We start from the raw sequence: 24814 nt of genomic DNA, 5'->3' as shown, positions 1-24814 counted from the left end.
GCCGCGTGTACCGGCACGAGGCCACCGTGTCGCGTGGGGCGCCTTGTCACGAGAGGCCGTCCTGTCCCGGGGCGGTCGCCGTGTCATGCCGCACGGCTCAGGCCCCGACGACCGGCCCGTTCGGTACGAAGCCGAGGTCGACCGGGGTGGCCGGAGCGCCCGACCTCCGCACCTCGGTCAGCAGTTCCGGCAGCTGCGGTGGCCACAGCGGCTCGTGTCCGGCCGCGAGTTCGGCCGGTGACCACCACCGCCACCGCTCGATCCTGTCCTCCGCGTGCGCGGCCGTGAGGTCCCCGGCCGGCTCCCGGTGCGGGGCGTACGCGAGGTAGATGTGCTCGTGCTGGCGGACGGGCACCCCGGCCCGGGTGAAGTCGTGCTCCCACAGACACAGCACGCCGTCCTCGATCACGAGGTCGCTCCACCCGGTCTCCTCCCGCACCTCCCGCTCGGCCGCCTCCAGCGGTGACTCGCCCGGCTCGATGCCGCCGCCCGGCATCGCCCAGTGGACGCCGACCTCGGGGTTGTCGTAGCGGAACAGGAAGACCGATCCCGCGGGGTCCAGCACTGCGACGCGTGCTGCTCTTCTGGGTGTGCGCATCGGATCAGCCTGACGCGTTCCTCCGGGCACTGTCATGCGTGTTTCCGGACGTGAGGCGGGTCACAGCACTGTGCTGCATCGTTTCCCCCTCCCCAGTGCCTTCTTCCAGATGCAAGGGCTTGTACGACACGGGGCGGTAAGGGATGCAGCGGTTTCGGGCCGACGGCTTCGACGAGTTCGTGGCCGCCCGCTGGTCGGCGCTGCTGCATGTCGCGCGTCTCCTCACCGGCGGCGACCGCCAGCGCGCCGAGGACCTGGTGCAGGAGTCCCTGGTGAAGCTGTGGTTCGCCTGGCCGAAGGTCGCCGAGCAGGCGCCGGAGGCGTACGTCCGTCAGGTTCTGGTGCGGCTGGCCGCCCGCTCGGCCCGCCGGCGCTGGTGGGGTGAACGCCCGGTGGGTGAGCTTCCCGACCGTCCGGGACCGGGCGACGTGTCCGCGGCCGTCGCCGAGCGCTCGCGTCTCGAGGCGGCGCTGGCCCTGCTGACGCCCCGCCAGCGGGCGGCCGTGGTGCTGCGGTACTACGAGGACCTGCCCGAGGGTCAGGTGGCGCAGGCCCTCGGCTGCCCCGTGGGCACTGCCCGCTCCCACGCGTCCCGCGGTGTGGCGAGGCTGCGGGAGATCCTGTCCGACTCCGCCCGGCCCGTGAAGTGAGGGGAGCAGCGATGGACGACTTCGAGCGTGAGCTGACACGCATGATGCGCGAGGGCCGGGCGCACACCCCCTTCGACCCGGGTCACCGCGCTCGCCTGCACGAAGGCATCCGGGCCCGCCGCCGGACGCGGGTGCTGGTGCGGGCGGGCGGTTCCGCGCTCGCCGTGGCCGGGCTGAGCGTCGGCCTGGCGTTCCTGCCGCACCTCGGCTCCGGCCCCGCGCCGGCCGACCTGCCGCTGCCCGCGACCGGGTCGACGGCTCCCCCACGCTCGGGCGGGCCCACCGGCACGGCGGATCCGAGCTCGTCGGCGCCGCCGACCCGGAGCACGGAGTCCGGCACTCCGGACGGCTCCACGACGACCGGACCGGCCATGACGGACCCCAGCTCGACGGCCTCACGATCCGACCCCCCGGAGTCGACGGAGTCCGGGACCTCCGAACCCGACGTGAACGGCACCCCGACCTACCCGCCGCCGAGCGGGTGACCACCGGAGGCGGCAGTGGACCCGCCTCCGCATCCCTCTGCCTCCCGCACCGCGGACCACCCGACGGGCGCATTTGGCATGCCCATACCAAGATCTACCGACCTTGCTTCCACCCCTCGACCCCAGGCGTACGCCGGAAAGGGACCCGCCCTCATGAGAACCGCCCGGCGGCCGGCACGGCCCCTCGATCCGGGGCTCCCCCACCCCGAGCCAGTCCTGGAGGTGGTCGTGCCCGTGCACAACGAGGAGCACGACCTCGAAGCCTGCGTCCGGCGGCTCCACACGCACCTCGCGGAGACCTTCCCGTACCCGTTCCGGATCACGGTCGCGGACAACGCCAGCACCGACCGGACCCCGTGGATCGCCGCCCGTCTGGCCGGTGAGCTCCCCGGAACCCAGTGGGTGCGGCTGGAGGAGAAGGGACGCGGACGCGCCCTGCACACCGCCTGGTCCCGCTCCTCCGCCCCCGTGCTGGCGTATCTCGACGTGGACCTGTCCACCGACCTCGCGGCGCTGCTGCCGCTGGTCGCCCCGCTGATCTCCGGCCACTCGGACCTCGCGATCGGCACGCGTCTCGCCCCGGGCTCCCGGGTGGTGCGCGGGCCGAAGCGGGAGATCATCTCCCGCTGCTACAACGGGCTGCTGCGCGGCACGCTCTCCGTCGGGTTCACCGACGCGCAGTGCGGGTTCAAGGCGGTCCGGCGGGAGGTGGCCGAGCGGCTGCTGCCGATGGTGGAGGACCGCGAGTGGTTCTTCGACACGGAGCTGCTGGTGATCGCCGAGCGGGCCGGGCTGCGCATCCACGAGGTGCCGGTGGACTGGGTGGACGACCCCGACAGCCGGGTGGACCTGCTCCCCACGGCGCTCGCCGATCTGCGCGGCATGGCCCGGCTGGGGCGGGCCCTGGCGCACGGACGGCTGCCGCTGGCCGCGCTCGGCAGCGCCGCGACGACGGCCGGCACCGCCCCGGTCCGGCCGCCCGGCCGGCTCGCCCAGTTGCTCCGCTTCGCCGCCGTGGGCGCCGCCGCCACGCTGCTGCACCTCGGCCTGTACCTCCTGCTGCGGCCGGCCGCCGGGGCACAGGCGGGCAACGCGCTCGCCCTGCTCCTGTGCACCGTCCTCAACACCGCGGCCAACCGGCGCTTCACCTTCGGCGTGCGCGGACGGGCGGGGCTGCCCGCCCATCACCTGGGCGGGCTGACGGCCCTGCTGGCCGGTCTCGCCGTCACCGGCGCCGCGCTGGCCGCCCTGCACCGCGCCGCCCCCGGCGCCGGCGCCGGCGCGGAGCTGTCGGTGCTGACCGCCGCGAACCTCGCCGCCGCCCTGCTCCGCTTCCACCTGCTGCGCGCCTGTGTCCTCCCCGGCCGCCGCTCCCGCCGCACGACAGGAACCTCCGCCTCATGAGTGCCACAGCGACGGCCCGCGAGCCCGGACCGGCGGCAACCCCCTCCCCCGCGCCTGCCGAACCCGCGCCCGGCCGCCCGCGCGAGCGACTGCGCCGTCTCGCCGCCCGCTTCGGGCCCGTCCTCGCCGTGTACGGCGTGCTCAAGCTGGCGGGCTTCACCGTCTTCATGGTGCTGCTGGACTCGGCCGGCGACTTCCGGGAGAAGCACCCCCGGTTCGGCGGCGGGGCACGCCCGTGGGACGTGCTGGGGAGCTGGGACGGCTGGTGGTACCAGCAGATCGCCCTGCACAGCTACGACCCTGCTCTGGAGCCGGTTCCCGGGGCGACCGGGATGATCACTCTGGAAGGCAACTCGGCGGCGTTCTTCCCGCTGTACCCGGCGCTGATGCGGCTGGTCTCGGAGGTCACCGGACTCGGCCCGTACGGCGCGGGGATGGCCGTGTCCGTGGTGTGCTCGTTCGTCGCCGCGCTGGGCATCCACGCCGTGACCGCGCGTCTCGGCGGGCGCCGGGCGGGGCTGGTCGCCGTCGGCCTGTGGGCGGTGTGGCCGGGGTCGGGCACGGAGTGGGCGGTGTACTCCGAGTCGCTGTACACGGCACTGGCCGCCTGGGCGTGCTGGGCCGTCGCGACCCGCCGCTGGGCGGCCGCCGGGGTGCTGGTCTTCGCCGCCGGGCTGACCCGGCCGACGGCGGTCGCCCTGGTCGCGGCGCTGGCCGTCGCGGGGCTGGCCGCGGTGGTCCGGCGGCGGGAGGACTGGCGGCAGCCGCTGGCCGCCGTGGTGATCGCCCCGCTCGGTGTGGCCGGCTACCTGGCCTGGGTGGGGTACCGGATGGGCGACTGGGGCGGCTACACCAAGCTCCAGGAGGGCGCCTGGGGCCACACCTTCGACTGGGGCCGGCACAGCCTCGACGTGCTGACCTCCGTGCCGGTGGGCCATTTCGACTACCTCTTCGCCATGCCGATGGAGGACACGATCGGCGTCGGGGTGGTGCTGCTGGTGCCGGTGCTGACCGTGCTGCTGGTGCGGCTGCGTCCGCCGTCCGTGCTGGTCGTGTACACGGTGCTGTCCTATCTGACGGTGATGGGCACGCAGCAGTACTTCGGCAACGTCTCGCGCTATCTGCTGCCGCTGTTCCCGCTGTTCGTGCCGCTCGCCCTGGCCATGCGGCGGCTGAGCGGGCCCGTGCTGGCCGCGGTGCTGGGCACGGCGGCGGTGGCCTCGGGGTCGTACGCGGGGTACGTGCTGTTCGAGCTGGGCGTGCCCTAGGCCACCGGGTGGGCGACGGTCCGGCGCAGTACGCTGAGCGCAGTCGGCCACCGGGAGCTTTCCATGTGGAAACGCAGGAAGCACGTCCGTCGATCCGCCCCCGTCGCACCGGAGTTGTGCGATCTGTGCGGGAGGACGTTCCCTGTCGAGGAGGCGGTGCGCGGGCATGTGGCCGACTCCTCGGCCGTTCACCCGGACGACCCCCTGCACGACGGCCTGCGCCGCGTCACCGCGTGCTGCGAGGCGCACCTGGAGCTGATCCGCACCGCCTACCGGCGGCGGCCCTTCGTGCAGGAGGAACTCTGGGCGGGCAAGATCGGCCGCGTCCTGACGGCCGGCCCGCCGGTCCTCGGCATGACCGAACTGGCTTGCCGTACGGGCCTGGACGAGCCCGACATCCGCCGCGCGATCGCCTGGCACAACGAGCGGCGGCGGCGCTTGGACGAGTGACGGCCCGTGACACAGCCTCGCGGCCCCGGCCGGACAGGTGTCCGGCCGGGGCCGCGAGGTGTCGTCGGGACCGAGGTCAGGCCGGGGCCGGGGCCGCCGGGCCGACCAGTTCGGTCAGGACGTCCTCCATCGTCACGAAGCCGATGACCTTGCCGTTCTCGCCGACGGCCGCCGCGAGGTGGCTGCCCTCCGCGCGGAGCGCGGTGAGCGTGTCGTCGAGCGGGGTGTCGATGCGGACCCGGGTGACCTTGTGCAGGGCCGTGCGCGGGAACGGGCGGTCCCGTTCGGTCACGCCGAGGGTGTCCTTGATGTGCAGGTAGCCCAGGAGCGCGCCGTCGGGCCCGGTGACCGGGAAGCGGGACAGGCCCGCACCCGCGGCCACCCGCTCCAGCCGCGCCGGGGTGACCGTGTGGTCGACGGTGTGCATCTTCCCGGCCGGGACGAGGATCTCTCCGACCGGGCGGGTGCCCAGCTCCAGCGCGTCCCGCAGCCGCTCCCCGTCCGCCGGGGTGAGCAGTCCGGCCTCGCTGGAGTCGACGACCATCCGGGCGAGCTGGTCGTCGGTGAACACCGACTCCACCTCGTCCTTCGGCTCGACCCGCAGCAGCCGCAGCAGCACGTTGGCGAAGGCGTTGATGCCGAACACGAAGGGCCGCAGCGCCCGGGTCAGCCACACCAGCGGCGGGCCCAGCAGCAGCGCGCTGGGCACGGGCGCGGCGAGGGCGATGTTCTTCGGCACCATCTCGCCGATCAGCATGTGCAGATACGTGGCGAGGGTCAGGGCGATCACGAACGCGATCGGGTGGACCAGCGCGTCCGGGACGTTGACCGCCTCGAACGGCGGCTCCAGCAGATGCGCGATGGCCGGTTCGGCGACCGCGCCGAGCACCAGCGACGACACCGTGATGCCGAGCTGGGCGGTGGCCATCATCGCGGACAGGTGTTCCAACGCCCAGAGCGTCATCTTCGCGCGCTTCTCGCCCGCGAGGGCGCGCGGCTCGATCTGGCTGCGGCGCACCGAGATCAGGGCGAACTCGGCGCCCACGAAGAACGCGTTGGTGAGCAGGGTGAGGAGGCCGATGGCGAGTTGCAGGACGGTCATCGGGCTTCCTCCAGGACCTCGGCCCGTACGGGGGCCGGGGCGGTGACGCGTATGCGGTCGGCGCGGTGGTGCTCGACCGCGAGCACGTCGAGCCGCCAGCCGTCCACGTCCACGGAGTCACCCGTGACGGGGATGCGGGCGAGGCGGGTGGCGATCAGTCCGGCGACCGTCTCGTACGGGCCGTCCGGGGCGGTGAGGCCCAGGGCGGTGAGCCGGTCGAGGCGGAGGCCGCCGTCGGCCTCCCACACCTTGCGGCCGTCGTCGGTGGGGAGTGCGGGCGCCAGTTCGGGCACCTCGACCGGGTCGTGCTCGTCGCGGACCTCGCCGACGACCTCCTCGACGATGTCCTCCACGGTGGCGACGCCGGCCGTGCCGCCGTACTCGTCGATGACGACGGCCATGGCGCGGTGGGAGCGCATGCGTTCCAGCAGCCGGTCGGCGGGGAGGCTGTCGGGGACCAGCAGCGGCGGCGTGGTCAGCTCGGTGACGGGCGTGGCGGCGCGCCGCTCCGGCTCCAGGGCGAGCACGTCCCGGATGTGGACGGTGCCGACGACCTCGTCGAGGCTGTCGCGGTACACCGGGAAGCGGGACAGGCCGGTGGCGTGGCTGAGCGTGGCGGCGTCGGCGGCGGTGGCGTGCACCTCCAGGGCGCGGACGTCGACGCGCGGGGTCATGACGTTCTCGGCGGTCAGCTCGCTCAGGTGCAGGGTGCGCACGAAGAGCTCCGCGGAGTCGGCCTCCAGGGCGCCCTCGGCGGCGGAGTGCCGGGCGAGCGCGCCCAGCTCCTCGGCGGTGCGGGCGGACGCCAGCTCCTCCGCGGGCTCGAGGCCGAAGCGTCGCACGAAGCGGTTCGCGGTGCCGTTGAGGTGGGAGATGAACGGGCCGAACGCGGCCGTGAAGGCGCGCTGCGGTCCGGCGACGACCTTGGCGACCGCCGCGGGGCGCGAGATGGCCCAGTTCTTGGGGACCAGCTCGCCGATCACCATCAGCACCACCGTGGACAGGGCCACGCCGAGCAGGGTCGCCACGGTCGGGGCGGCGGAGCCGAGGCCGGCCGCCCGCAGCGGGCCGCGCAGCAGCGCGGCGAGGGACGGCTCGGCGAGCATGCCGATCACCAGGGAGGTGACCGTGATGCCGAGCTGGGCGCCTGACAGCTGGACCGTCAGGCGGCGTACGGCGGCCAGCGCACCGGCCGCGCCGCGCTCACCCGCGTCCGCGGCGCGCTCGAGTTCCGCGCGCTCGACGGTGGTGAGGGAGAACTCGGCCGCGACGAACACCGCGCAGGCAAGCGTCAGCAGCAGGGCGAGCAGGAGCAGCAGGATCTCGGTCACCGTGCCACCCCCGCTCCCTGAACGGCCGCATGACGCGGACTGCGGGTGGTGGCACGGCTACTACTGGGAGGATCACCCATCGGGGGACCGTCGCTCCTTTTCGAACAGTACGAAGATGTGTGGAAGCAGAATGGACTGCTTACACGCCAACTGTAAAGGACCCGCAAAACATCCCGCTCGCGCGTGCCTTCCTGTGCGGGGAGGAGCGGCACGGCCGGAGGGCGTGCCGCTCGGGTCAGCCGTCCCAGGTCCAGTCGGCGACCTCGGGCAGGTCGGTGCCGTGTTCGCGGATCCAGTCGTGGTGGCGCAGGCGGACGTCCTCCATCCGCTGCCGTACCGCGGCGGCCCGCACCGCGAGGCCGGGGACGCGGTCGATGACGTCCATCACCAGCCGGTAGCGGTCCAGGTCGTTGCGGACCACCATGTCGAACGGCGTGGTCGTGGTGCCGATCTCCTTGTAGCCGCGCACGTGCAGGTGGTGGTGCCCGGTACGGCTGTAGGCGAGCCGGTGGATCAGCCACGGGTAGCCGTGGTACGCGAAGATCACCGGCTTGTCCGCGGTGAACAGGCCGTCGTACTCGAAGTCGGACATGCCGTGCGGGTGCTCCGCGCGGGGCAGCAGCCGGGCGATGTCGACGACGTTGACGACCCGCACGGCCAGCTCGGGCAGGTGCCGGCGCAGCAGCTGCGCGGCAGCCATGACCTCCTGGGTCGGGACGTCGCCCGCGCAGGCCAGCACCACGTCGGGTTCGCGGTCGCCGGTCTCCGTGCCGGCCCAGTCCCAGATGCCGGCGCCGCGCGCACAGTGCGTCCGCGCGTCCTCCATGGACAGCCAGTCGAAGCAGGGCTGCTTGCCGGCCACGATCACGTTGACGTAGTCGCGGCTGCGCAGACAGTGGTCGGCCACCGACAGCAGGGTGTTGGCGTCCGGCGGCAGGTAGACCCGTACGGCCTCCTGGCTCTTGTTGAGGATGTGGTCGACGAAGCCGGGGTCCTGGTGGGAGAAGCCGTTGTGGTCCTGGCGCCAGACGTGCGAGGTCAGCAGGTAGTTCAGGGAGGCGATCGGGGCGCGCCAGGGCAGGCGGCGGGTGACGCGCAGCCACTTGATGTGCTGGTTGACCATCGAGTCGACGATGTGCACGAACGCCTCGTAGCAGGAGAACAGGCCGTGCCGGCCGGTGAGGAGGTAGCCCTCCAGCCAGCCCTGACAGGTGTGCTCGGAGAGGATCTCCATCACCCGGCCGTGCCGGTCGAGGTCCTCGTCCACGTCGTACGTGCGGGCCTGCCACGCCTTGCCGCTCGCCTCGTACACGGCCTGGAGGCGGTTGGAGGCGGTCTCGTCGGGGCCGACCAGCCGGAAGTCGCGGCGGTCCGCGGTGGCCCGCATGACGTCCTGGAGGAGGTCGCCGAGGACGCGGGTCGGCTCGTGCATCGTCGCGCCCGGCTTGTCGACGGGGACGGCGTGCCGTTCCAGCGGCGGCATCGGCAGCTCGCGGAGCATCAGCCCGCCGTTGGCGTACGGCGTGGAGCCGAGGCGACGGGCGCCGGCGGGGACGCAGGCCAGGACGTCGGCGCGGGGCCGGCCGTCCTCGTCGAACAGCTCCCGGGGCCGGTACGACCGCAGCCACGCCTCCAGCTGCCGCAGATGGTCGGGGTTGTCGCGGACGCCGGGCAGCGGCACCTGGTGGGAGCGCCAGGTGTTCTCCACGGGCAGCCCGTCGACCTCGGCCGGCCCCGTCCAGCCCTTCGGGGTGCGCAGCACGATCATCGGCCAGCGGGGGCGTTCGGTCGCGCCGTCCTCGCGGGCGGCGCGCCGGATGGCGGCGATGCGGTCGAGGGCGGCGTCCATGGCGCGCGCCATCGACTGGTGCACGGCGGCCGGGTCGTCGCCGATCACGTGCAGGGGGTCGTGACCGTAGCCCTTGAGCAGCGCGTCCAGCTCGTCGTCGGGGATGCGGGCCAGCACGGCCGGGTTGGCGATCTTGTAGCCGTTGAGGTGCAGGATCGGCAGGACGGCCCCGTCGTGGACGGGATCGAGGAACTTGTTGGAGTGCCAGGAGGTCGCCAGCGGCCCGGTCTCCGCCTCGCCGTCACCGACCACACAGGCCACCACCAGGTCGGGGTGGTCGAGCGCCGCGCCGTACGCGTGCGACAGGGAGTAGCCGAGCTCGCCGCCCTCGTGGATGGAGCCGGGCGTCTCGGGGGCGACGTGGCTGGGGACGCCGCCGGGGAACGAGAACTGCTTGAAGAGCCGCCCCATCCCCGCAGCGTCGCGGGTGATGTCGGGATACGTCTCGGTGTACGACCCCTCCAGCCAGGACCCGGCGACCACGGCCGGCCCTCCGTGCCCCGGCCCCCACACGCACAGGGCGTCCAGGTCGCGGGCCCGGATCACCCGGTTGAGGTGGGTGTAGACGAGGTTCAGACCGGGCGAGGTGCCCCAGTGGCCGAGCAGGCGCGGCTTCACGTGCTCCGGGCGCAGCGGCTCGGTGAGCAGGGGGTTCGCCATGAGGTAGATCTGGCCGACGGCCAGGTAGTTCGCGGCGCGCCAGTGCGCGTCCAGCGTCCTCAGCTCGTCGTCACCGAGCGGGTCGGAGGCCTGGTGCGTGTCGACGGACATCGTGGTGTCCTTCCACGTCGGGGGGGTCGGGGTGGGTGAGGGCGGGGGCACGTGAGGGTCCGTGGAGGTGTGTACCCTCCTCACCTTCCCCGGGACGGGGAGGTCCCGACAGGGCAACGTGGGCCATTGAGGGGGCACGGCGCGGCGGACGGGGGTCCGGGCGAGGCGCGGGCGCGGGTGGGATGCCCTTGGGCGCCGCCCTGGCAAGGTCCCCGCAGGGGCCGGGCCCGCGGCCCCGGCCTGCCGACCGCCGGCGCGCGGTCGGGCCCGGCGGGCCGGGAGGGCCATGGGGGTCATGGGGAGGCCGGGAGGCCGATGAGGCGGTGGAGCAGGCTGTGGCGGGCCAGGCAGTCCTCGCGCCCGCGAGCTGCGCGGGCCAGGTGAGCTCAGCCAGCGGGTCAGGCCGGCGAGTCTGCCGGGTGGCCGGGCCGGCCAGGCCGAGCCGGAGGGCCAGGCAGGGCGAGCGCAGCAAACCGGACGCGCCGGGCACCCCGGCAGGCCGACCGAACGCCCCGCTGTCACACCCATTGGGCCGTGCGAGCCATGCGGGTGCGTTCCTCCCCGACGGCGGAGCGCCTTAGGGAGCCGCCGGTGTTCCTGCCGTCGGCCCCACGGCCGATGACGGCGTCGCCGGTGTTCCCGGTCTCCACGTCAGCGGTTCGTCCCGGTGCGGGACGGGCCCCGACCCCGGCCCCGGCTCCCTCACAGCTTCAGGGCCAAGGACGGCCCCATCAAGGCGCAGGCGCGGCGCAGGATGACCGGGAGTTCACCCGAGGGGCAGTCAGGGAGCCACTCGTCGAGGGCGCAGCGCCATGCGGCCACGAAGAACTCGATCGAGAGACGGAGCTCGAGGGAGTCCGGTACGCCCAGCCGACGGACGAGTTCGGCCTGGGTCTCGGCGCAGTGACGCAGGGCGTGACCGTCGAGCGCGGGTGAGCCGGCGACGAGGCGGAGCGTAGGAGGGAAGCGCCGGTACCAGTCCTCGTCCATGCGCTCCAGGGTGGTCAGCATGGCGCCGAGGAGCACGTCGACAAGCGGTCCCGACTTCTCGGCTGCGTCCACGGCCTCCAGATACGTGTCCCACAGCTCCTTGACGGCCGTGAGCGCCACGTCCTCCTTGGAGCGGAAGTTCCGGAAGAAGGTCCGCCGCGAGACCTCCACCAGCTCCAGCAGCGCGTCCAGCGGTGTGCCGTCGAAACCGCGCTCGCCGAAGAGCGTGACGGCCGTGTCGGCCAGCGCCTTGCGCGTCCGCAGCTTCTTGCGTTCGCGCAGAGTCGCGGGCTGCTCGGGCGAGGAAGTGGTCGGTGCCATCCGCGCACTGTAGCGGATGCGCCCGACACGCGCATATGCTCTACTGGCGCTCATGCCACACTGTGGCACTTTCTGTCCGCAGCGACACTCCATGCCTCGACACCCCGGAAGGGACTTCCGTGCGCGCACTCGTCGTCGACCACGCCTCACCCGGACACCTCACGCTGACCGACGTGCCCGACCCTCGGCCCGCCCCGCACGAGACGCTCGTCCGGGTGCGGTCCTTCTCGCTGAACTCCGGCGAGATCCACACCGCGACCCGGCCCGACACCCCGGACGGCACCCGGCTCGGCTGGGACGCGGCCGGTGTCGTCGTACGGGCGGCGGCCGACGGGTCCGGTCCGGCCGAGGGTGAGCAGGTCGTCACCGTCGGCCATGCGGGATGGGCCGAGCTGCGGGCCGTCCCCGCCGCCCTGATCGGCACCGCACCCGAGGGTGCCGACCCCGGCGCGCTCGGGACCCTTCCGGTGGCCGGGCTGAGCGCTCTGCACGCCCTGCGCCGGACCGGCCCGCTGCTCGGCCGCCGCGTCATGGTCACCGGCGCCTCCGGCGGGGTCGGCCGTTACGCCGTCCAACTGGCCGCCCGTGCGGGAGCGCACGTCGTCGCCGTGAGCCGGGATCCCGGACGGGCCGAGGAACTGCGGGAACTGGGCGCCTCCGAGGTGCACCCGGAGCCCGGCGCCATGCGGGGGTCCGTATCGGCCGTGGTCGACAACGTCGGCGGGCCGTACCTCGTCGACGCCTTCGCCGCGCTCGGCGCCGGCGGCACCCTCGTCAGCGTGGGCCGCTCCTCCGGGGCCGACACCGTGCTGCCGCCGCACGCCCTGCTCGGCGACGGCGGGCGGCACGACCGGTCGATCCGCACCTTCTACCTCTTCGGCGACCCCGCCCCCGACTTCTCCGCGGACCTGACCTGGCTGGCGCACGAGGTCGCCGGGGGCCGCCTCGACCCGGGCATCAGCCTGCGCGTCCCCTGGACGCGCCACGCGGAGGCCGTACAGCCACTGCTCCAGGGGCGCCTGCACGGCAAGGCCGTCCTCGACGTGGAGTGACGGCCCCCGTCCACCCTCAGGACTCCGCCACGAACGGCTGTTCCGTCCAGATGATCTTGCCGGTCGCCGTGTGCCGGGTCCCCCACCTGTGGGCCAGCTGGGCCACGATCATCAGGCCGCGGCCGCCCTCGTCCGTGGTGCGGGCGTGGCGTGGGCGGGGTGACGTGCCGCTGCCGTCGGCGACCTCGCAGATCAGGGCGCGGTCGCGGATCAGCCGCAGGGAGACCGGCCCGGACGCGTGCCGGATGGCGTTGGTGACGAGTTCGCTGACGACGAGTTCCGTGGTGAACGCCAGGTCGTCCAGGCCCCACTCCGTCAGCTGCCGTACGGCGGCCGTGCGGGCGGTGCCGACGGCCGCCGGGTCGCTGGGCAGGTCCCAGGACGCGACCCGGTCCGCCGGCAGCGAGCGGGTGCGGGCGAGCAGCAGCGCCGCGTCGTCCGGCGGCGGCCCGGTGAGCAGGGTGTCGACCACGCCCCGCCCGATCTCACGCAGGGTGGGGCGCGGTTCGGCGAGGGCGGCACCCAGCCGGGCGATCCCCTCGTCGATGTCCCGGTCCGGGGTCTCGACGAGTCCGTCGGTGTAGAACGCCAGCAGGCTGCCCTCGTCCAGCTCCCGCTCGCACGACTCGAAGGTCAGGTAGCCGAGCCCTAGCGGCGGCCCGGCCGGCAGGTCCATGACCTCGGCCGTGCCGCCCGGGCTGACGAGGACGGGCGGGAGATGGCCGGCGCGGGCCATCGAGCACCGCCCGCTGACCGGGTCGTACACGGCGTACAGGCACGTCGCGCCCAGGAAGGCGGCGCCCGCGGCGGCGGGCTCGTGGTCGTCGTGGGCGCCCATCAGCCCGATGACCAGGTCGTCGAGGTGGGCGAGGAGTTCGTCGGGCGGCATGTCGAGGTTGGCGAGGGTCCGCACGGCGGTGCGCAGGCGTCCCATGGTCGCGGCGGCGTCCATGCCGTGTCCGACGACGTCGCCGACGACGAGGGCGACGCGGGCGCCGGACAGCGGGATGACGTCGAACCAGTCGCCGCCGACGCCGTTCGGGGCGTCGGCCGGCTGGTACCAGGACGCCACGTCCACCGCGGAGCCGCCGGTGAGCGCCTGCGGCAGCAGCGCCTGCTGCATGGCGCGGGCGGCGGTCCGCTCGCGGGTGTAGCGGCGGGCGTTGTCGACGGCCACCGCGGCGCGGGAGACGATCTCCTCCGCGAGCCGCACGTCGTCGTCGTCGAAGGGGCCGGACCGTTCGGTACGGGCGAAGGTCGCCACGCCGAGGGTGACGCCCCGGGCCCGGACGGGCACGACCATCAGGGAGGCGTAGCCGTACCTGAGGATGGACGCGCCGATCGAGGGGTCCTCGGTGACCCAGGGGCTGGTCTCGCGGTCGAGGGTGCGTTCGACGAGGGTGCGGCTCTCCATGAGGCAGCGGGTGACGGGCGAGGAGGGGGCGCGCCGGACGGCCTCCCCGAGAGCGAGACTGCCGCCGCAGCCGCCGTCCCGCCCTGACGTCTGCCCGGCGCGGCGGATGACCGGGGACAGGCCGACGGGTCCGGGCGCGGGTTCCTCGCCGCGCATCACGGTGTCCAGCAGGTCCACGGCGACGAAGTCGGCCACGGTGGGCACGGCCTCGTCGGCGAGTTCCTGCGCCGTGCGGCGGACGTCGAGGGTGCTGCCGATGCGGGCGCCGACGTCGTTCAGCAGGGCGAGTCTGCTCTGCGCCCGCCACCGTTCGGTGACGTCGACGACCATGTACAGGACGCCGACGGTGGTGTCGTGCCGGTCGGTCACGCCGAAGAACGACACGGAGACCGCGCGGGCGTCCTTGGGCTCCTCCTCCTCGCTGCGGAACTCCCAGTCCATGACGGGCTCGCCGGTCTCCAGCACGCGCCGCATCTGCTCCTCGAAGCGCCGGTAGGGAGGGGTCGGCTTCAGTTCGGTGAGGCGCCGTCCGATGCGCTGCTCCAGGGGGATCAGCCGGGCGAGAGGTTCGTTCACCCACACGTACCGCAGGTCCGTGTCGAGCATGGCCAGGCCGACGGGTGCGCGGGTGAGGAAGGGGGTGAGCACCACCGAGCTGGTGCCGCCGCCGGGCATCCGCCAGAAGGCGCGTTTCGGCGGCCGCCCGACGTACCGGCCGAAGAGGAGGGCGGCGACCGTGGCGGCGATGACGCCCGGGACCATCTCGTAGACGCCGGTCCGGAACGGGCCGAGCAGCGGGTTGACCCAGTCCCAGGCCAGGACCGTGCCGGCGCCCGCGACGATGCCGGCCATGGCGCCGGCCGAGGTCATGCGGGGCCAGTACAGCGAGAGCAGTACGACCGGGCCGAACGCGGCGCCGAACCCGGCCCAGGCCTCGGCGACGATGTTCAGCAGCCCGCCGCCTCTGAGGGCGATCACGTACGCCACCACGATGACCAGGACGACGGTGGCGCGCCCCACCCAGACCAGCACCCGATCGGGGGCCCGGCGGTGGAGGAACGCCCGGTAGAAGTCCTCGGTGAGGGCCACGGAGGACACCAGCAGCTGGCTGTCCGCGGTGGACACGATGGCGGCGAGCACCGCGATCAGCAGGATGCCGGCGATCCACGGGTCGAGCAGCAGGCGGCTGAGCGCGATGTAGACGGTGTCCGGGGAGGACAGCGCCGGGGTCAGCTCGCCGATACCGGCGAGACCCACGAGGGTGGCGCCGGTGAGGACGAGGACCACCCAGCCGGTGCCGATGCGGCGGGCGGCGGGGACGTCCCGGGTGCTGCGGATGCTCATGAAGCGGGCCAGGATGTGCGGCTGGCCGAAGTAGCCGAGCCCCCAGGCGAGCAGCGAGATGATCGCCACCATCCCGAGCGGTCCCCCCGCCGTCCAGGACTCCCCCGAGTACGCGACGCGGGAGCTGAACTCGCGCAGCGCGGGCTGTCTGCCGTCGAGGGCCTCCCCGAGGGCGCCGAAGCCGCCGAGCCGCGCGATCGCGACGGCAGGCAGCACGATCAGGCCGAGCAGCATCAGCGAGGCCTGCAGCACGTGCGTGAGGCTCACCGCGAGGAAGCCGCCCAGGCACGAGTAGATGACGATCAGCAGCCCGGTGAGGGTGACGCCGACGGTGAAGCGCAGGTCGAAGACGGTCTCGAACAGCAGCCCGCCCGCCACCAGGCCGCTGGCGACGTACACGGTGAAGAAGACGAGGGTGACCGCGGCGGAGACCAGCCGCAGCATGCGGGTGCGGTCCTCGAACCGCTCCTCCAGATACCCGGAGAGGGTCACCGCGTTCCCGGCGCGCTCGGTGTAGGTCCGCAGGCGTGGCGCGACGAACAGCCAGTTCAGGTACGTCCCCACGGCCAGTCCGACGGGGAGCCACACGGAGCCGAGCCCGGCCGCGTAGACGGCGCCGGGCAGCGCCAGGAACAGCCAGCCGGACATGTCGCTGGCGCCCGCGGACAGCGCGGCCACCCAGGGGCCGAAGCGGCGGCCGCCGAGGGCGAAGTCCTCGAAGGTGTGCGTGCGCGTGTAGGCCCGGATCCCCGTCCCGATCAGGGCGAGCACGTACAGGACGAACGTGGCGACGATCGGCGCGCTCAGCTGGAACATGTGGTCCTCGCCCGGAAGTCCCGCGATGCGCGGCACACCCTCGGTCCGGCGGGCAAAACATGACTTCGGCGCCAAATCTACTCAGGTCATGCCACTCCAACCAGGGGAACGCCGGCGCCGGGACGTCCGGCCGTGCGGTCACGGGGATCCTCGGCCCCTCGGCCGTACGGCGGACGGCCCATGCGGGAGGCGCCGGGCCGGGGGAAGGTGGCTGCGGAAGCGGTGGGGGCCGGTACGAGAACGCATGGAGGCACGGTGGCCGGAGTGGTGGTCGTCGGAGTGGACGGGTCGGCGTCGGCCCTGGCCGCGGTGGAGGCGGCGGCGCGGGAGGCGCGGCTGCGGGGCGCGTCGTTGAAGGTGGTGCACGCGTTCATGTGGCCCGCGATGCACGTCCCGCTGGGCCCTTCCCCGCTCGGCCCGCCCGAGGGCGGGCTGCGGACCATGGTGGAGCGGCTGGTGGCGGAGGCCGTGGAGCGCGCCGAGGCCACCGCGCCCGGGGTGGAGGTGACCGGTTCGGTGGTGACGGGCGAGGCGCTCACCGTCCTGGAGGCGCAGTCCAGGGCCGCCGGACTGGTGGTGGTCGGGTCGCGCGGCATGGGCGGTTTCGTCGGCCTGATGGTCGGCTCGACGGCCGTGCATCTGGCGGCGCACGGGCGGTGTCCGGTGCTGGTGGTGCGCGGCGACGTGCGCACGGAGGGTCCGGTGGTGGTGGGCGTGGACGGCTCCGCCGCCGGCGAGCGGGCGGTGGACTTCGCCTTCCAGGAGGCGGAGCTGCGCGGGACGACGCTGGTGGCCGTGCACGCCTGGACCGCGTGGAACGCGCCCGTGCCGGAGCCGCAGGACCCCGCGGAGCCGTACGCGAGCCCGCCGGGCGCCCTCGCGGAGGCGGAGGAACGGCTGCTTGCGGAGGCGCTGGCGGGCCATCGCGAACTGCGTCCCGATGTCGTGGTGGAGCCGAGGGTGGTTCACGGCCCCACCCGCGAGGCCCTCATCGAGGCCGGCCGGGGCGCCCAGCTGACGGTGGTCGGAGCGCGGGGGCGCGGCGGCTTCACGGGTCTCATGCTGGGGTCCGTCAGCCAGGCCCTGCTGCATCACGCGCCGTCGCCGGTGGCGGTGGTACGGGGCGGCCAGGATTTCCAGCCCGGATCAGCCTCGCCGTGAGGTGCGGGGCGTCCCCGGCCGGCCCGAGCGGGGTCCGGTGCGGGGATCCCCGGCGCGAGCAGCAAGCCGAGTCGCCTCCGGGCCCCGGCGCGGTCCCAGTGACCACGGGTCCCGCGCCGGGGCCCGGACGTCCCCGTGCGGAGGGGAGCGTCAGTTGCCCCGCAGCGCGGCGAGGGCGGCCTCGAGGTTCGTGCCGCGCGGGCGGTTGTGTGGCAGCTTGCCGAGGACGACGGCCATGCCGCAGGTGTCGGTGAGGGCGGAGAAGACCAGTCCGCCCGCGATGGCCGCGGACAGGAGCTGGAACGCCGGGTGCACCAGCAGGCCGAGCACCAGACCGAGCAGCACCAGCGTGCCGGCGGTGAAGCGCACCTGCCGCTCCATGCCCCACACCGCGCGGGTGTCGCAGGCCGCGGGGCGCTCGAGGTCCCGGCCGTCGGACGCCCAGGCGGTGGTGCCCCCGGCGAGGGTGGCGGCGGGCACACCGTCGGCGGCGATGATTCCGGACGCCTTCTCCGAGCGCGCCCCGGAGGCGCACACGACGAGGAGGTCGGCGCGCTCGGCGGCCTGCCGGATCTCGGGCAGGGCACGCTTGACCTGGTCCAGGGGGACGTTCACCGCGCCGGGCAGGTGCCCGGCGGCGTACTCGGCGGGGGTGCGGACGTCGATGACGGTGAAGCCGTCCAGTCGGGCGGCGGCCTGGGCGACGGTCAGGGTGTCCGGGGTGACGGGGGTGGTCATGGCGGGTGTGTGTTCCTTCTCTCTCGGCCATCGGTGGGGGGTGGCGGTCGCTCGACGTGGCGGCGGAAGCGGACGTAGAGTACCCCACGGGGTATTTCGTCAGGGAGTGGACGTGGACTTGGATCTCGCGGGCGCGGAGCTGAAATCCGTGCTGAACAGGCTGCGCCGGGCGCAGGGTCAGATCTCCGGCGTGATCCGGATGATCGAGGAGGGGCGCGACTGCGAAGACGTGATCACCCAGCTCGCCGCGGCCTCCCGCGCCCTGGACCGGGCCGGTTTCGCGATCATCGCCACGGGCCTGCAGAGGTGCGTGGCGGACATCGAGTCCGGCCGCGTGAACGGGGAGAACGGCGAGAGCGCGGAGCAGATGCGGGCCCGGCTGGAGAAGCTGTTCCTGTCACTGGCGTGACGCCCCTGAGCCTGCGGCCCGCGCACGGCCGGTGGCCTCGACTGAGGCGCGGCGTGGCGGGCTGCCGGAGAGCGTCGACGACATCCGCGGACGGTACGAAAGGCCCGGCTCCGGCGCGGTCCGGCCCGCGCGGGGCACCGGCGCGCGGGAGCATCACCGCGAGGGACTGCTGACGCCCACGGGACCGCTGCGCGCGGACGGCGGACGGCCTCACGGCGTCACCGCGAAGGCCTGACGCAGCACGCTGCCCGGAAGCCGCGCGGACGGCCACCGGCCCCCGAGGCACCGGGCACGGCCGCCCCCGTGAAGGGTCCGGCCACGGCCCAGTCCAGTCCAGTCGCTCCAGCGTGCCGGCGCGCCAGGAGCAGTGCGGCGAGGGCGTTGACGGTGCTGCGACGGAAGGTGCGGGCCGGGCCAGCCTCCGCGAGCGGCCAGGGGCTTCGGCGATGAAGGCCACCGAGGTCGGCGCCGTCATGACCGCGGACGTGGTAACCGTCGCGCACTGCACTCCGCTCGAGGACTTGCTTCTCGCACTCGGGGAGCGCCGCGTGGGCGGCCTTCCGGTGACGGACGAGGGGGACCGCGTGATCGGCTTGGTCTCCACGTCGGACCTGGCGCGCTCCCGCCCTCACGCGCCGAGGCCGCGCGGCACGCCTTTCCCTGATCGGTCCGCCTGTTCAGCAGCATGCCCGGCCTGGGCCGGGCCCGCACCGCGAGCGGTGTGATGACCGCCCCCGCGGTCACCTCGAGGGCGCGTGCCACCGTCGCCGAGGTGTCCTGCATGACCGGGCACGGGGTCGAACGGCTGCCGGTGATGAACGACGAGCAGCGGATCGTCGGCATCGTCACGCGCGGCGACCTGTTGCCGGCCGTGCTGCGCACCGACGGCGACATCGAGCGCGCGATGCGCAGGGACGTCCTCGGGACGATGCTCCGGCTGACGTCGCGGGCGCTCGCCGTGGCCGTCGAGGATGGCGTGGTGACCGTCACAGCAGGCTGCAGCGGCGTCGACGAGGCGGAGGCGTGTCGGCCATCCGGTACGACAGTTGGTCGTCGACCGCGACCACATCGTCGATCTGGCTCGCCGCCCGCGCGGCTTGGGCGGCCGCCGAGGCCGAGGAGACGGTGGCCGGGACATGACCGGCGCCGGGGTTGCCGGGGTACCCGGGTCCCACGGACGTTTCCCGGGACCTTCGGCCCCCTGCTTCGCGTCCGCCGGAGCCGGACGGTGGAGATGAGGCGACCGGCACGTCCGAGCCGTCCCGATCGAGGAGGCAGTCATGTCGCACACCCTGGAATGGAAGACCCGTCTCCACCTTTTCGAGGAGGACGGAACGACGAAGGCGCGCGCCACCCTCGACACCGGGACGACGACCCTCGCCGGTCACGGCGCAGCCCACCGGAACCCGGCGGACCCGGACGTCCCTGAGATCGGCGACGAGCTGGCCGCGGGCCGCGCCCTGCGCGACCTGGGCCGACAGCTTCTCGACATCGCGGACCGTGACATCGAGGGCGTGGACGCGCCGAGCGGCGCGGAGACCGGCCCGGTCCTGGGCTGGTCCCTGTGAACGAGAACCCGGCGCACGGGGAGGCGGCGTGCCGGATCCCCGGCCCGCCGCCGCGTGTGTCAGGCTTCCCGCCTCCGCAGCACGGTCGCCGCTCCCGCCAAGGGACTGCCGAATCCCACAAGCGGCGCCGGTAACGGCCACGCGCCCGGACCGCCCACCATTCCGCAGCCACGGCGTTCGCGAGGGGTGGCGGCTGGGGCCGGGGGATGCCGCGGCGCAGCCGGGGCAAGGTACGGCTCACAGGCTCACGGCAGGAGTCTTTCCGCGGCCGCGCGTACGACCGCGGGAGTGCACGCCGTGACGGGACACCGCGAGCGAAAGGCGGCGACGCCCCCTTGGAACGCACCGGCGCAGGGCCGATCCTGAGCTGTGGCCGTGTCGGCCGCCGAGATCGTCCGGCTCGCCGGACGCCGTCTCACGTGCCCTCTTCGGGCGCAAGGCCGATACTGCCCCTGTAGGGCTCCTACCGCTTCACAGTCGCCCTGCGACAGCTCAGCGACGCCTTCACCGGCCGCCCGACCGGCACCACAGGTCCGACGACCCACCTGCTCAGCCCCCAGGAGGTACCCATGAAGATGCTGATCAACGTTCCGGAGACCGTGGTGGCGGACGCGCTGCGCGGTATGGCGGCGGCCCATCCCGAGCTGACGGTGGACGTGGAGAACCGGGTGGTGGTCCGCAAGGACGCCCCGGTGACGGGCAAGGTGGGCCTGGTGTCCGGCGGCGGTTCGGGGCACGAGCCGCTGCACGGCGGCTTCGTGGGCCCGGGGATGCTGTCGGCGGCCTGTCCCGGCGAGGTGTTCACCTCCCCGGTGCCCGACCAGATGGTGCGGGCCGCGGCGGCCGTGGACAGCGGCGCCGGGGTGCTGTTCATCGTGAAGAACTACACCGGCGACGTGCTCAACTTCGACATGGCGGCCGAACTCGCCGAGGACGAGGGCATCCAGGTCGCGAAGGTGCTGGTCAACGATGACGTGGCGGTCACCGACAGCCTGTACACGGCGGGGCGCCGGGGCACCGGGGCGACGCTGTACGTGGAGAAGATCGCGGGTGCGGCGGCCGACGAGGGCCAGCCGCTGGAGCGGGTGGCGGCGCTCGCGCAGCAGGTGAACGAGAACTCCCGCAGCTTCGGCGTGGCGCTCAGCGCGGTCACCACGCCCGCCAAGGGCTCGCCGACGTTCGATCTGCCGGCCGGCGAGCTGGAGCTGGGCATCGGCATCCACGGCGAACCGGGCCGCGAGCGGCGCCCGATGATGACGTCCGGCGAGATCGCGGACTTCGCCGTCGGCGCGATCCTCGACGACCTCACCCCGCGCAACCCGGTCCTGGTGCTGGTCAACGGTATGGGCGCCACTCCGTTGCTGGAGCTGTACGGCTTCAACGCCGAGGTGCAGCGCGTCCTCGCCGAGCGCGGCGTGCCGGTCGCCCGGGTCCTCGTCGGCAACTACGTCACGTCCCTGGACATGGCGGGCGCCTCCGTCACCCTCTGCCAGGTCGACGAGGAGCTGCTGCGTCTGTACGACGCGCCGGTGAGTACGCCCGGGCTGCGCTGGGGTATGTGATCCACTCCGGGCCAGATCAGCACCGGGGCCTGCGCCCCGGTCACCTACCACGCGAGGAGTTCCCGTGCTGGACGCCGACTTCTTCCGCCGTTGGATGACGGTCACCGCCGCGTCCGTGGACAGCGAGGCGGAACGGCTCACCGCCCTCGACTCGGAGATCGGCGACGCCGATCACGGCAGCAATCTGCAGCGCGGATTCCGGGCGGTGAAGGACGCGCTGGACAAGGAGCCGCCCGCCACGCCCGGCGCGGTGCTCACCCAGGCCGGACGCGTGCTGGTGTCCACGGTGGGCGGCGCGTCCGGCCCGCTGTACGGGACGCTGCTGCGCCGCGCCGGGAAGACGCTGGGCGAGGCCACCGAGGTGGACCGGCAGCAGCTGGCCGAGGCGCTGCGGGCCGGGGTGGACGCCGTGATGAAGCTGGGCGGGGCGGCGCCGGGCGACAAGACGATGATCGACGCGCTGCTTCCCGCGGTGGACGCGCTCGGCGAGTCGTTCGCGGCGGCGCGTGACGCGGCACGGGACGGCGCGGTCGCGACGACGCCGATGCTCGCCCGCAAGGGCAGGGCGAGCTATCTCGGCGACCGCAGCATCGGGCACCAGGACCCCGGCGCCACCTCGTCGGCGCTGCTGGTCGCGGCCCTGCTGGAGGCCGGGCCCGGCGACGCGGACGGCGGTGAGTGAGGTGAGCGACGGGAAGCTGGTCGGGATCGTCCTGGTGTCGCACAGCGCGGCGGTCGCGGCCTCCGTGGCGGAGCTGGCGCAAGGGCTCTCCGGAGCGGGCGCGTCGGTGCCGGTCGCGCCCGCGGGCGGCACCGGGAGCGGCGAGCTGGGCACCAGCGCGGAGCTGATCGCGGCGGCTGCGGCGTCCGTGGACCGGGGCGCGGGCGTCGCGGTGCTCACCGACCTGGGCAGCGCGGTGCTCACCGTGAAGGCACTGCTGGCCGAGGGCGACGAACTCCCGGAGAACACGCAGCTGGTGGACGCGCCGTTCCTGGAGGGCGCGGTGGCCGCGGTGGTCACCGCCTCCACGGGCGCTGACCTCGCCGCGGTGGCGGCGGCGGCCTCGGAGGCGTACGGGTACCGGAAGGTGTGAGGTGCCCGGCGGGTCCCGTACGGAGGGGTCAGTCCGCGGAGTCGACGAACTCCCGGGCCAGCCGCTCCCCCCGGGTCTCCGCGGCCTCCCGGTCCTCCAGCGGGGTGACCCGGCTGTTCTTGAACACGATGTACGTCACCCCGGAGGGGGTACCGCCGGAGCGCGGGTCCGGGTCGATGCCCAGGGTCTTGGCCGCCGCGTAGGACGCCTCGCCGATGATGTCGGCCGGGCCGGTGTCGCCGACGACCGCGTAACTGACGCGGTCGCGGTAGACGACGGCCGCGACCGATCCGCCGCGCACGCCGTGCTCGCGGTAGTCCCAGAGGGAGCTGGGCGCGGGGACCACGACGTAGGGCAGCTTCTCGGAGCTGAGCGCGCGGCCGTCGGACTGCGCGAAGGCCGTGGAGGAGGAGAAGTGCGGGTCGGTGGCGGCGTTGCAGTGGCGGCCCGGGCGGCCGTCGCAGTCGATGTCCATGTCCGCCTTCCAGTACACCGCCTCGCGCGTGCCGCACACCGGGACGGTGGCCGCGCGGCCGCGGTCCTTGCGGTAGCGGCCCTTGGAGACGGGGGTGCAGCCGTTCACCCGGGCCAGCAGGTCGGCCGCGGTGACGGGGGCCGAGGGCCCGGGGTCCGACGGGGAGGGGCCGGCGTCCGTGGGGGCGGGGGCCGCGGAGCCCGTGGTCGTCGCCGCGTCGGACGCGGCGGCGTCCGAGGCCGCGCCATCCGCGACCGCGGAACCGGAGCCGTCCGGCGCGGGTGTCGCCGGTCCCGGAGCCGCCGGACCGCCGGGGCCTGCGCCCCGCGTCAGCACCTCCCGCGTGCCGCCCCGGGCGACCGGCTCGACGCGGCCCCGGTGGGGTACGGCGACGTGCGCCAGGGCGGTGGGGAGGGCGGAGCCGGCCGCGGGGCCGGCGGCGACGCGCCGCGCCTCGGTCCTGGACGGCCGGAGGTGGACCGACTCGGCGGCGGAGGACGCGGAGGGGGCCAGCAGTGCCACGCCGGCCACGGCGACGGTGAGCGTCTGGACACGGGACACGGTCAGATGAGCCTCTCGTCGGGAACAGGGACGCACACCCAGGGCACTTTGCCCCATTTCGCCCGAGTGCGAGGAGGGTGACCGCCCCGAAAGGGGCCGGACGGGGCACCCGGGGGCCGACGGAGGCGGAAGGCGCCGGAGACCCGGGCGCGCGTCCACCCGGGCCGTCCAGCCACCCGTGACGGCGCGGGATCAGCGACGACAGCGGTCCGCGCCTCGAGCTCGAACACCCCGCTTCTCAGGGGCTGTTCGGCCCGTAAGGCGTCCAGGATACGTAACCCGCCACCGCATTCGACCCGCACCACCCTCTTGATGTGGGCGCGTCAGCAAGCTCATATTGGTACGGACCTTTCGGCGGAACGGTCCTCCGTGGACCCCCAGGAGGCGAAGTCGTGCGTGGCGTTACCCCAACCGCGTCATCGCGCCGCCTGCTCGCGCTCTGCGCGCTCGTGCTGCTGACCGTCTCCTGCCGCTGGGGCGGCCAGGACGACGCCGGCGGCGAACGGCCGCCCGGGGCGCCCACGGGCGTCACCGCACAGGCGGGCAGCGCCCGCAGCGTCCACGTCATGTGGAACCGCGCCGCCGGATCCGTGGTGGCCGGCTACGAGGTGTACCGGGGCCGCACCAGGGTCGAGCAGGTGCCCGCATCCACGCACATGGTGGACGTCACCGGCCTCCGCCCCGCCACCGCCTACGTCTTCACGGTGCGCGCCCGTGACGCGGACGGGCGGCTCGGTCCGCCCAGCCGGGAGGTGCGGGCCACGACCCCCGCGGCGGCGCGGGCGGACACCGCGCCGCCCACCGCCCCCGGGGCCCTGGAGGGACGCGCGGCCGGCAGCCGGGCGGCCCAGCTCTCCTGGACCGCGGCGCGGGACGACCGCGGTGTGCTGTCGTACGACATCTACCAGGGCACGTCGAAGATCCACAGCGTGGGCGGCAACCAGACGGCTGCCGTGGTCACGGGGCTGCGGCCCGGCACCCGGTACGTCTTCACCGTCCGCGCCCGGGACGCGGCGGACAACCTCTCACCGCCCGCCCCCACCGTCCGCCTCACCACCGCCGACGGCGCGGACGGCGGCGCGACGGCCACCGCTCCCACCGACTTCCGCGCGGCGGCCCGCAGGTCGGGCGGGGCGTACGACATCGTGCTCTCGTGGACACCGCCGCGCGTCGACGGGACGGTCGCCGAGTACGAGGTGCGGCTGGACGGACGCCCCGTCACCTCGCTGGTGTACGGCGGCGAGGCGCCGCGCGACCGGGCCACGTACCGCTTCTACGCGGGCGAGGAGGCGGGAGTCACGCACCGGGTGCGGATCAGGGCGCTGCTGCCGGACGGCACGTGGGGCGCCTTCTCGGCCGAGCGGACGGTGACGACGGGCAGCGGCGGCTGACGGCGGCACA

At 74.2% G+C, this 24814-nt stretch carries 24 protein-coding genes and 1 pseudogene; 16 read left to right on the top strand and 9 right to left on the bottom strand.

Features of this window, described 5'->3' with window-relative positions; all coding sequences use genetic code 11:
• Positions 1-97: 97 nt before the first annotated feature.
• Positions 98-598, bottom strand: a complete 501-nt coding sequence (locus tag ACF1AG_RS20480; protein WP_391810154.1) for an NUDIX hydrolase — start codon at positions 596-598, stop codon at positions 98-100.
• Positions 599-741: 143 nt separating this feature from the next.
• On the opposite strand from ACF1AG_RS20480, the gene ACF1AG_RS20475 reads away from it, so the two are divergent.
• The 5 genes from ACF1AG_RS20475 to ACF1AG_RS20455 all read left to right on the top strand — a co-directional run bounded on the left by ACF1AG_RS20475 (position 742) and on the right by ACF1AG_RS20455 (position 4855).
• The gene (locus ACF1AG_RS20475) at positions 742-1248 is read left to right on the top strand and encodes a SigE family RNA polymerase sigma factor (RefSeq protein WP_048456550.1); all 507 of its coding nucleotides are present in this window, start codon (positions 742-744) and stop codon (positions 1246-1248) included.
• A gap of 11 nt (positions 1249-1259) precedes the next feature.
• The gene (locus ACF1AG_RS20470) at positions 1260-1733 is read left to right on the top strand and encodes a cellulase (protein ID WP_387796985.1); all 474 of its coding nucleotides are present in this window, start codon (positions 1260-1262) and stop codon (positions 1731-1733) included.
• Between the two features lie 153 nt (positions 1734-1886).
• Positions 1887-3137 carry a glycosyltransferase gene (locus ACF1AG_RS20465; protein ID WP_391810153.1) on the top strand — a complete coding sequence of 417 codons (1251 nt, stop codon included), beginning with the start codon at positions 1887-1889 and terminating at the stop codon, positions 3135-3137.
• Complete coding sequence (locus tag ACF1AG_RS20460; protein WP_391810152.1) at positions 3134-4405, top strand: hypothetical protein; 1272 nt, start codon at positions 3134-3136, stop codon at positions 4403-4405. The genes ACF1AG_RS20465 and ACF1AG_RS20460 overlap by 4 nt, the downstream gene beginning before the upstream one ends.
• A gap of 156 nt (positions 4406-4561) precedes the next feature.
• Positions 4562-4855, top strand: a complete 294-nt coding sequence (locus ACF1AG_RS20455; protein WP_359605995.1) for a hypothetical protein — start codon at positions 4562-4564, stop codon at positions 4853-4855.
• 76 nt (positions 4856-4931) lie between these two features.
• Here the strand turns inward: ACF1AG_RS20455 and ACF1AG_RS20450 are convergent, their stop codons facing one another.
• From ACF1AG_RS20450 to ACF1AG_RS20435, 4 genes are all read right to left on the bottom strand, one after another.
• Positions 4932-5957, bottom strand: a complete 1026-nt coding sequence (locus ACF1AG_RS20450) for a hemolysin family protein (RefSeq protein ID WP_359603610.1) — start codon at positions 5955-5957, stop codon at positions 4932-4934.
• On the bottom strand, positions 5954-7288 hold the full coding sequence (locus ACF1AG_RS20445; protein ID WP_359603609.1) for a hemolysin family protein: 1335 nt from the start codon (positions 7286-7288) through the stop codon (positions 5954-5956). The genes ACF1AG_RS20450 and ACF1AG_RS20445 overlap by 4 nt, the downstream gene beginning before the upstream one ends.
• 235 nt (positions 7289-7523) lie before the next feature.
• Positions 7524-9908, bottom strand: a complete 2385-nt coding sequence (locus ACF1AG_RS20440) for a phosphoketolase (RefSeq protein ID WP_387796992.1) — start codon at positions 9906-9908, stop codon at positions 7524-7526.
• A gap of 702 nt (positions 9909-10610) precedes the next feature.
• Positions 10611-11219 carry a TetR family transcriptional regulator gene (locus tag ACF1AG_RS20435; RefSeq protein ID WP_359603607.1) on the bottom strand — a complete coding sequence of 203 codons (609 nt, stop codon included), beginning with the start codon at positions 11217-11219 and terminating at the stop codon, positions 10611-10613.
• Positions 11220-11338: 119 nt separating this feature from the next.
• Here ACF1AG_RS20435 and ACF1AG_RS20430 point away from each other — a divergent pair, with 119 nt between their 5' ends.
• Positions 11339-12271: a zinc-binding dehydrogenase gene (locus tag ACF1AG_RS20430; protein WP_391810151.1), complete on the top strand. Its 933-nt coding sequence runs from the start codon at positions 11339-11341 to the stop codon at positions 12269-12271.
• A gap of 16 nt (positions 12272-12287) precedes the next feature.
• Here the strand turns inward: ACF1AG_RS20430 and putP are convergent, their stop codons facing one another.
• The gene (putP, locus tag ACF1AG_RS20425; RefSeq protein WP_391810150.1) at positions 12288-15845 is read right to left on the bottom strand and encodes a sodium/proline symporter PutP; all 3558 of its coding nucleotides are present in this window, start codon (positions 15843-15845) and stop codon (positions 12288-12290) included.
• Positions 15846-16100: 255 nt separating this feature from the next.
• On the opposite strand from putP, the gene ACF1AG_RS20420 reads away from it, so the two are divergent.
• Entirely contained in the window at positions 16101-17006 is a 906-nt protein-coding gene (locus ACF1AG_RS20420) for a universal stress protein (protein WP_359603604.1), read from the top strand.
• 150 nt (positions 17007-17156) lie between these two features.
• On the opposite strand, the gene ACF1AG_RS20415 is transcribed toward ACF1AG_RS20420, so the two are convergent.
• Complete coding sequence (locus ACF1AG_RS20415) at positions 17157-17744, bottom strand: rhodanese-like domain-containing protein (protein ID WP_359603602.1); 588 nt, start codon at positions 17742-17744, stop codon at positions 17157-17159.
• Between the two features lie 112 nt (positions 17745-17856).
• On the opposite strand from ACF1AG_RS20415, the gene ACF1AG_RS20410 reads away from it, so the two are divergent.
• From ACF1AG_RS20410 to ACF1AG_RS20395, 4 genes and pseudogenes are all read left to right on the top strand, one after another.
• Entirely contained in the window at positions 17857-18153 is a 297-nt protein-coding gene (locus ACF1AG_RS20410) for a metal-sensitive transcriptional regulator (RefSeq protein ID WP_359603601.1), read from the top strand.
• Positions 18154-18184: 31 nt separating this feature from the next.
• Positions 18185-18388, top strand: coding sequence for a hypothetical protein (locus ACF1AG_RS20405; protein ID WP_391810149.1), 204 nt, complete (start codon positions 18185-18187; stop codon positions 18386-18388).
• 211 nt (positions 18389-18599) lie between these two features.
• Positions 18600-18878 carry a CBS domain-containing protein gene (locus ACF1AG_RS20400; protein WP_359603597.1) on the top strand — a complete coding sequence of 93 codons (279 nt, stop codon included), beginning with the start codon at positions 18600-18602 and terminating at the stop codon, positions 18876-18878.
• Positions 18839-18967 (top strand): annotated as a pseudogene (locus tag ACF1AG_RS20395) (hypothetical protein); the annotation flags it as partial. The gene ACF1AG_RS20400 and the pseudogene ACF1AG_RS20395, both read left to right, overlap by 40 nt.
• Before the next feature lie 172 nt (positions 18968-19139).
• Here ACF1AG_RS20395 and ACF1AG_RS20390 read toward each other — a convergent pair.
• On the bottom strand, positions 19140-19328 hold the full coding sequence (locus ACF1AG_RS20390) for a hypothetical protein (protein ID WP_359603612.1): 189 nt from the start codon (positions 19326-19328) through the stop codon (positions 19140-19142).
• 105 nt (positions 19329-19433) lie between these two features.
• Between ACF1AG_RS20390 and ACF1AG_RS20385 the strand changes: the two genes are divergently transcribed.
• The 4 genes from ACF1AG_RS20385 (at position 19434) to ACF1AG_RS20370 (ending at position 22377) form a co-directional block, all read left to right on the top strand.
• A complete protein-coding gene (locus ACF1AG_RS20385; protein WP_391810148.1) occupies positions 19434-19721 on the top strand; it encodes a DUF1876 domain-containing protein in 288 nt (95 codons plus the stop codon).
• A gap of 569 nt (positions 19722-20290) precedes the next feature.
• Positions 20291-21283, top strand: a complete 993-nt coding sequence (gene dhaK, locus ACF1AG_RS20380; RefSeq protein ID WP_359603593.1) for a dihydroxyacetone kinase subunit DhaK — start codon at positions 20291-20293, stop codon at positions 21281-21283.
• 64 nt (positions 21284-21347) lie between these two features.
• The gene (dhaL, locus tag ACF1AG_RS20375; RefSeq protein ID WP_359603591.1) at positions 21348-21965 is read left to right on the top strand and encodes a dihydroxyacetone kinase subunit DhaL; all 618 of its coding nucleotides are present in this window, start codon (positions 21348-21350) and stop codon (positions 21963-21965) included.
• A 1-nt stretch (position 21966) separates the two neighbouring features.
• Positions 21967-22377: a PTS fructose transporter subunit IIA gene (locus ACF1AG_RS20370; protein ID WP_359603589.1), complete on the top strand. Its 411-nt coding sequence runs from the start codon at positions 21967-21969 to the stop codon at positions 22375-22377.
• Positions 22378-22405: 28 nt separating this feature from the next.
• Here the strand turns inward: ACF1AG_RS20370 and ACF1AG_RS20365 are convergent, their stop codons facing one another.
• On the bottom strand, positions 22406-23413 hold the full coding sequence (locus tag ACF1AG_RS20365; RefSeq protein ID WP_391810147.1) for a glycoside hydrolase family 75 protein: 1008 nt from the start codon (positions 23411-23413) through the stop codon (positions 22406-22408).
• A gap of 392 nt (positions 23414-23805) precedes the next feature.
• Between ACF1AG_RS20365 and ACF1AG_RS20360 the strand changes: the two genes are divergently transcribed.
• The gene (locus tag ACF1AG_RS20360) at positions 23806-24804 is read left to right on the top strand and encodes a fibronectin type III domain-containing protein (protein ID WP_391810146.1); all 999 of its coding nucleotides are present in this window, start codon (positions 23806-23808) and stop codon (positions 24802-24804) included.
• The last annotated feature ends 10 nt before the right edge of the window (positions 24805-24814 follow it).

It is taken from the genome of Streptomyces sp. NPDC014764, assembly GCF_043082785.1.
GTDB classification, from domain to species: domain Bacteria; phylum Actinomycetota; class Actinomycetes; order Streptomycetales; family Streptomycetaceae; genus Streptomyces; species Streptomyces althioticus.
This window is presented reverse-complemented; position numbering and strand designations above follow the sequence as displayed.

Excerpts from the sequence above, each read along its gene's own strand:
- ACF1AG_RS20440 (WP_387796992.1), bottom strand. The coding sequence starts at position 9,908 with ATGTCCGTCGACACGCACCAGGCCTCCGACCCGCTCGGTGACGACGAG.
- ACF1AG_RS20475 (WP_048456550.1), top strand. The coding sequence starts at position 742 with ATGCAGCGGTTTCGGGCCGACGGCTTCGACGAGTTCGTGGCCGCCCGC.
- ACF1AG_RS20465 (WP_391810153.1), top strand. The coding sequence starts at position 1,887 with ATGAGAACCGCCCGGCGGCCGGCACGGCCCCTCGATCCGGGGCTCCCC.
- ACF1AG_RS20480 (WP_391810154.1), bottom strand. The coding sequence starts at position 598 with ATGCGCACACCCAGAAGAGCAGCACGCGTCGCAGTGCTGGACCCCGCG.
- ACF1AG_RS20470 (WP_387796985.1), top strand. The coding sequence starts at position 1,260 with ATGGACGACTTCGAGCGTGAGCTGACACGCATGATGCGCGAGGGCCGG.
- dhaK (WP_359603593.1), top strand. The coding sequence starts at position 20,291 with ATGAAGATGCTGATCAACGTTCCGGAGACCGTGGTGGCGGACGCGCTG.
- ACF1AG_RS20450 (WP_359603610.1), bottom strand. The coding sequence starts at position 5,957 with ATGACCGTCCTGCAACTCGCCATCGGCCTCCTCACCCTGCTCACCAAC.
- ACF1AG_RS20415 (WP_359603602.1), bottom strand. The coding sequence starts at position 17,744 with ATGACCACCCCCGTCACCCCGGACACCCTGACCGTCGCCCAGGCCGCC.
- putP (WP_391810150.1), bottom strand. The coding sequence starts at position 15,845 with ATGTTCCAGCTGAGCGCGCCGATCGTCGCCACGTTCGTCCTGTACGTG.
- ACF1AG_RS20435 (WP_359603607.1), bottom strand. The coding sequence starts at position 11,219 with ATGGCACCGACCACTTCCTCGCCCGAGCAGCCCGCGACTCTGCGCGAA.
- ACF1AG_RS20385 (WP_391810148.1), top strand. The coding sequence starts at position 19,434 with ATGTCGCACACCCTGGAATGGAAGACCCGTCTCCACCTTTTCGAGGAG.
- ACF1AG_RS20400 (WP_359603597.1), top strand. The coding sequence starts at position 18,600 with ATGAAGGCCACCGAGGTCGGCGCCGTCATGACCGCGGACGTGGTAACC.
- ACF1AG_RS20460 (WP_391810152.1), top strand. The coding sequence starts at position 3,134 with ATGAGTGCCACAGCGACGGCCCGCGAGCCCGGACCGGCGGCAACCCCC.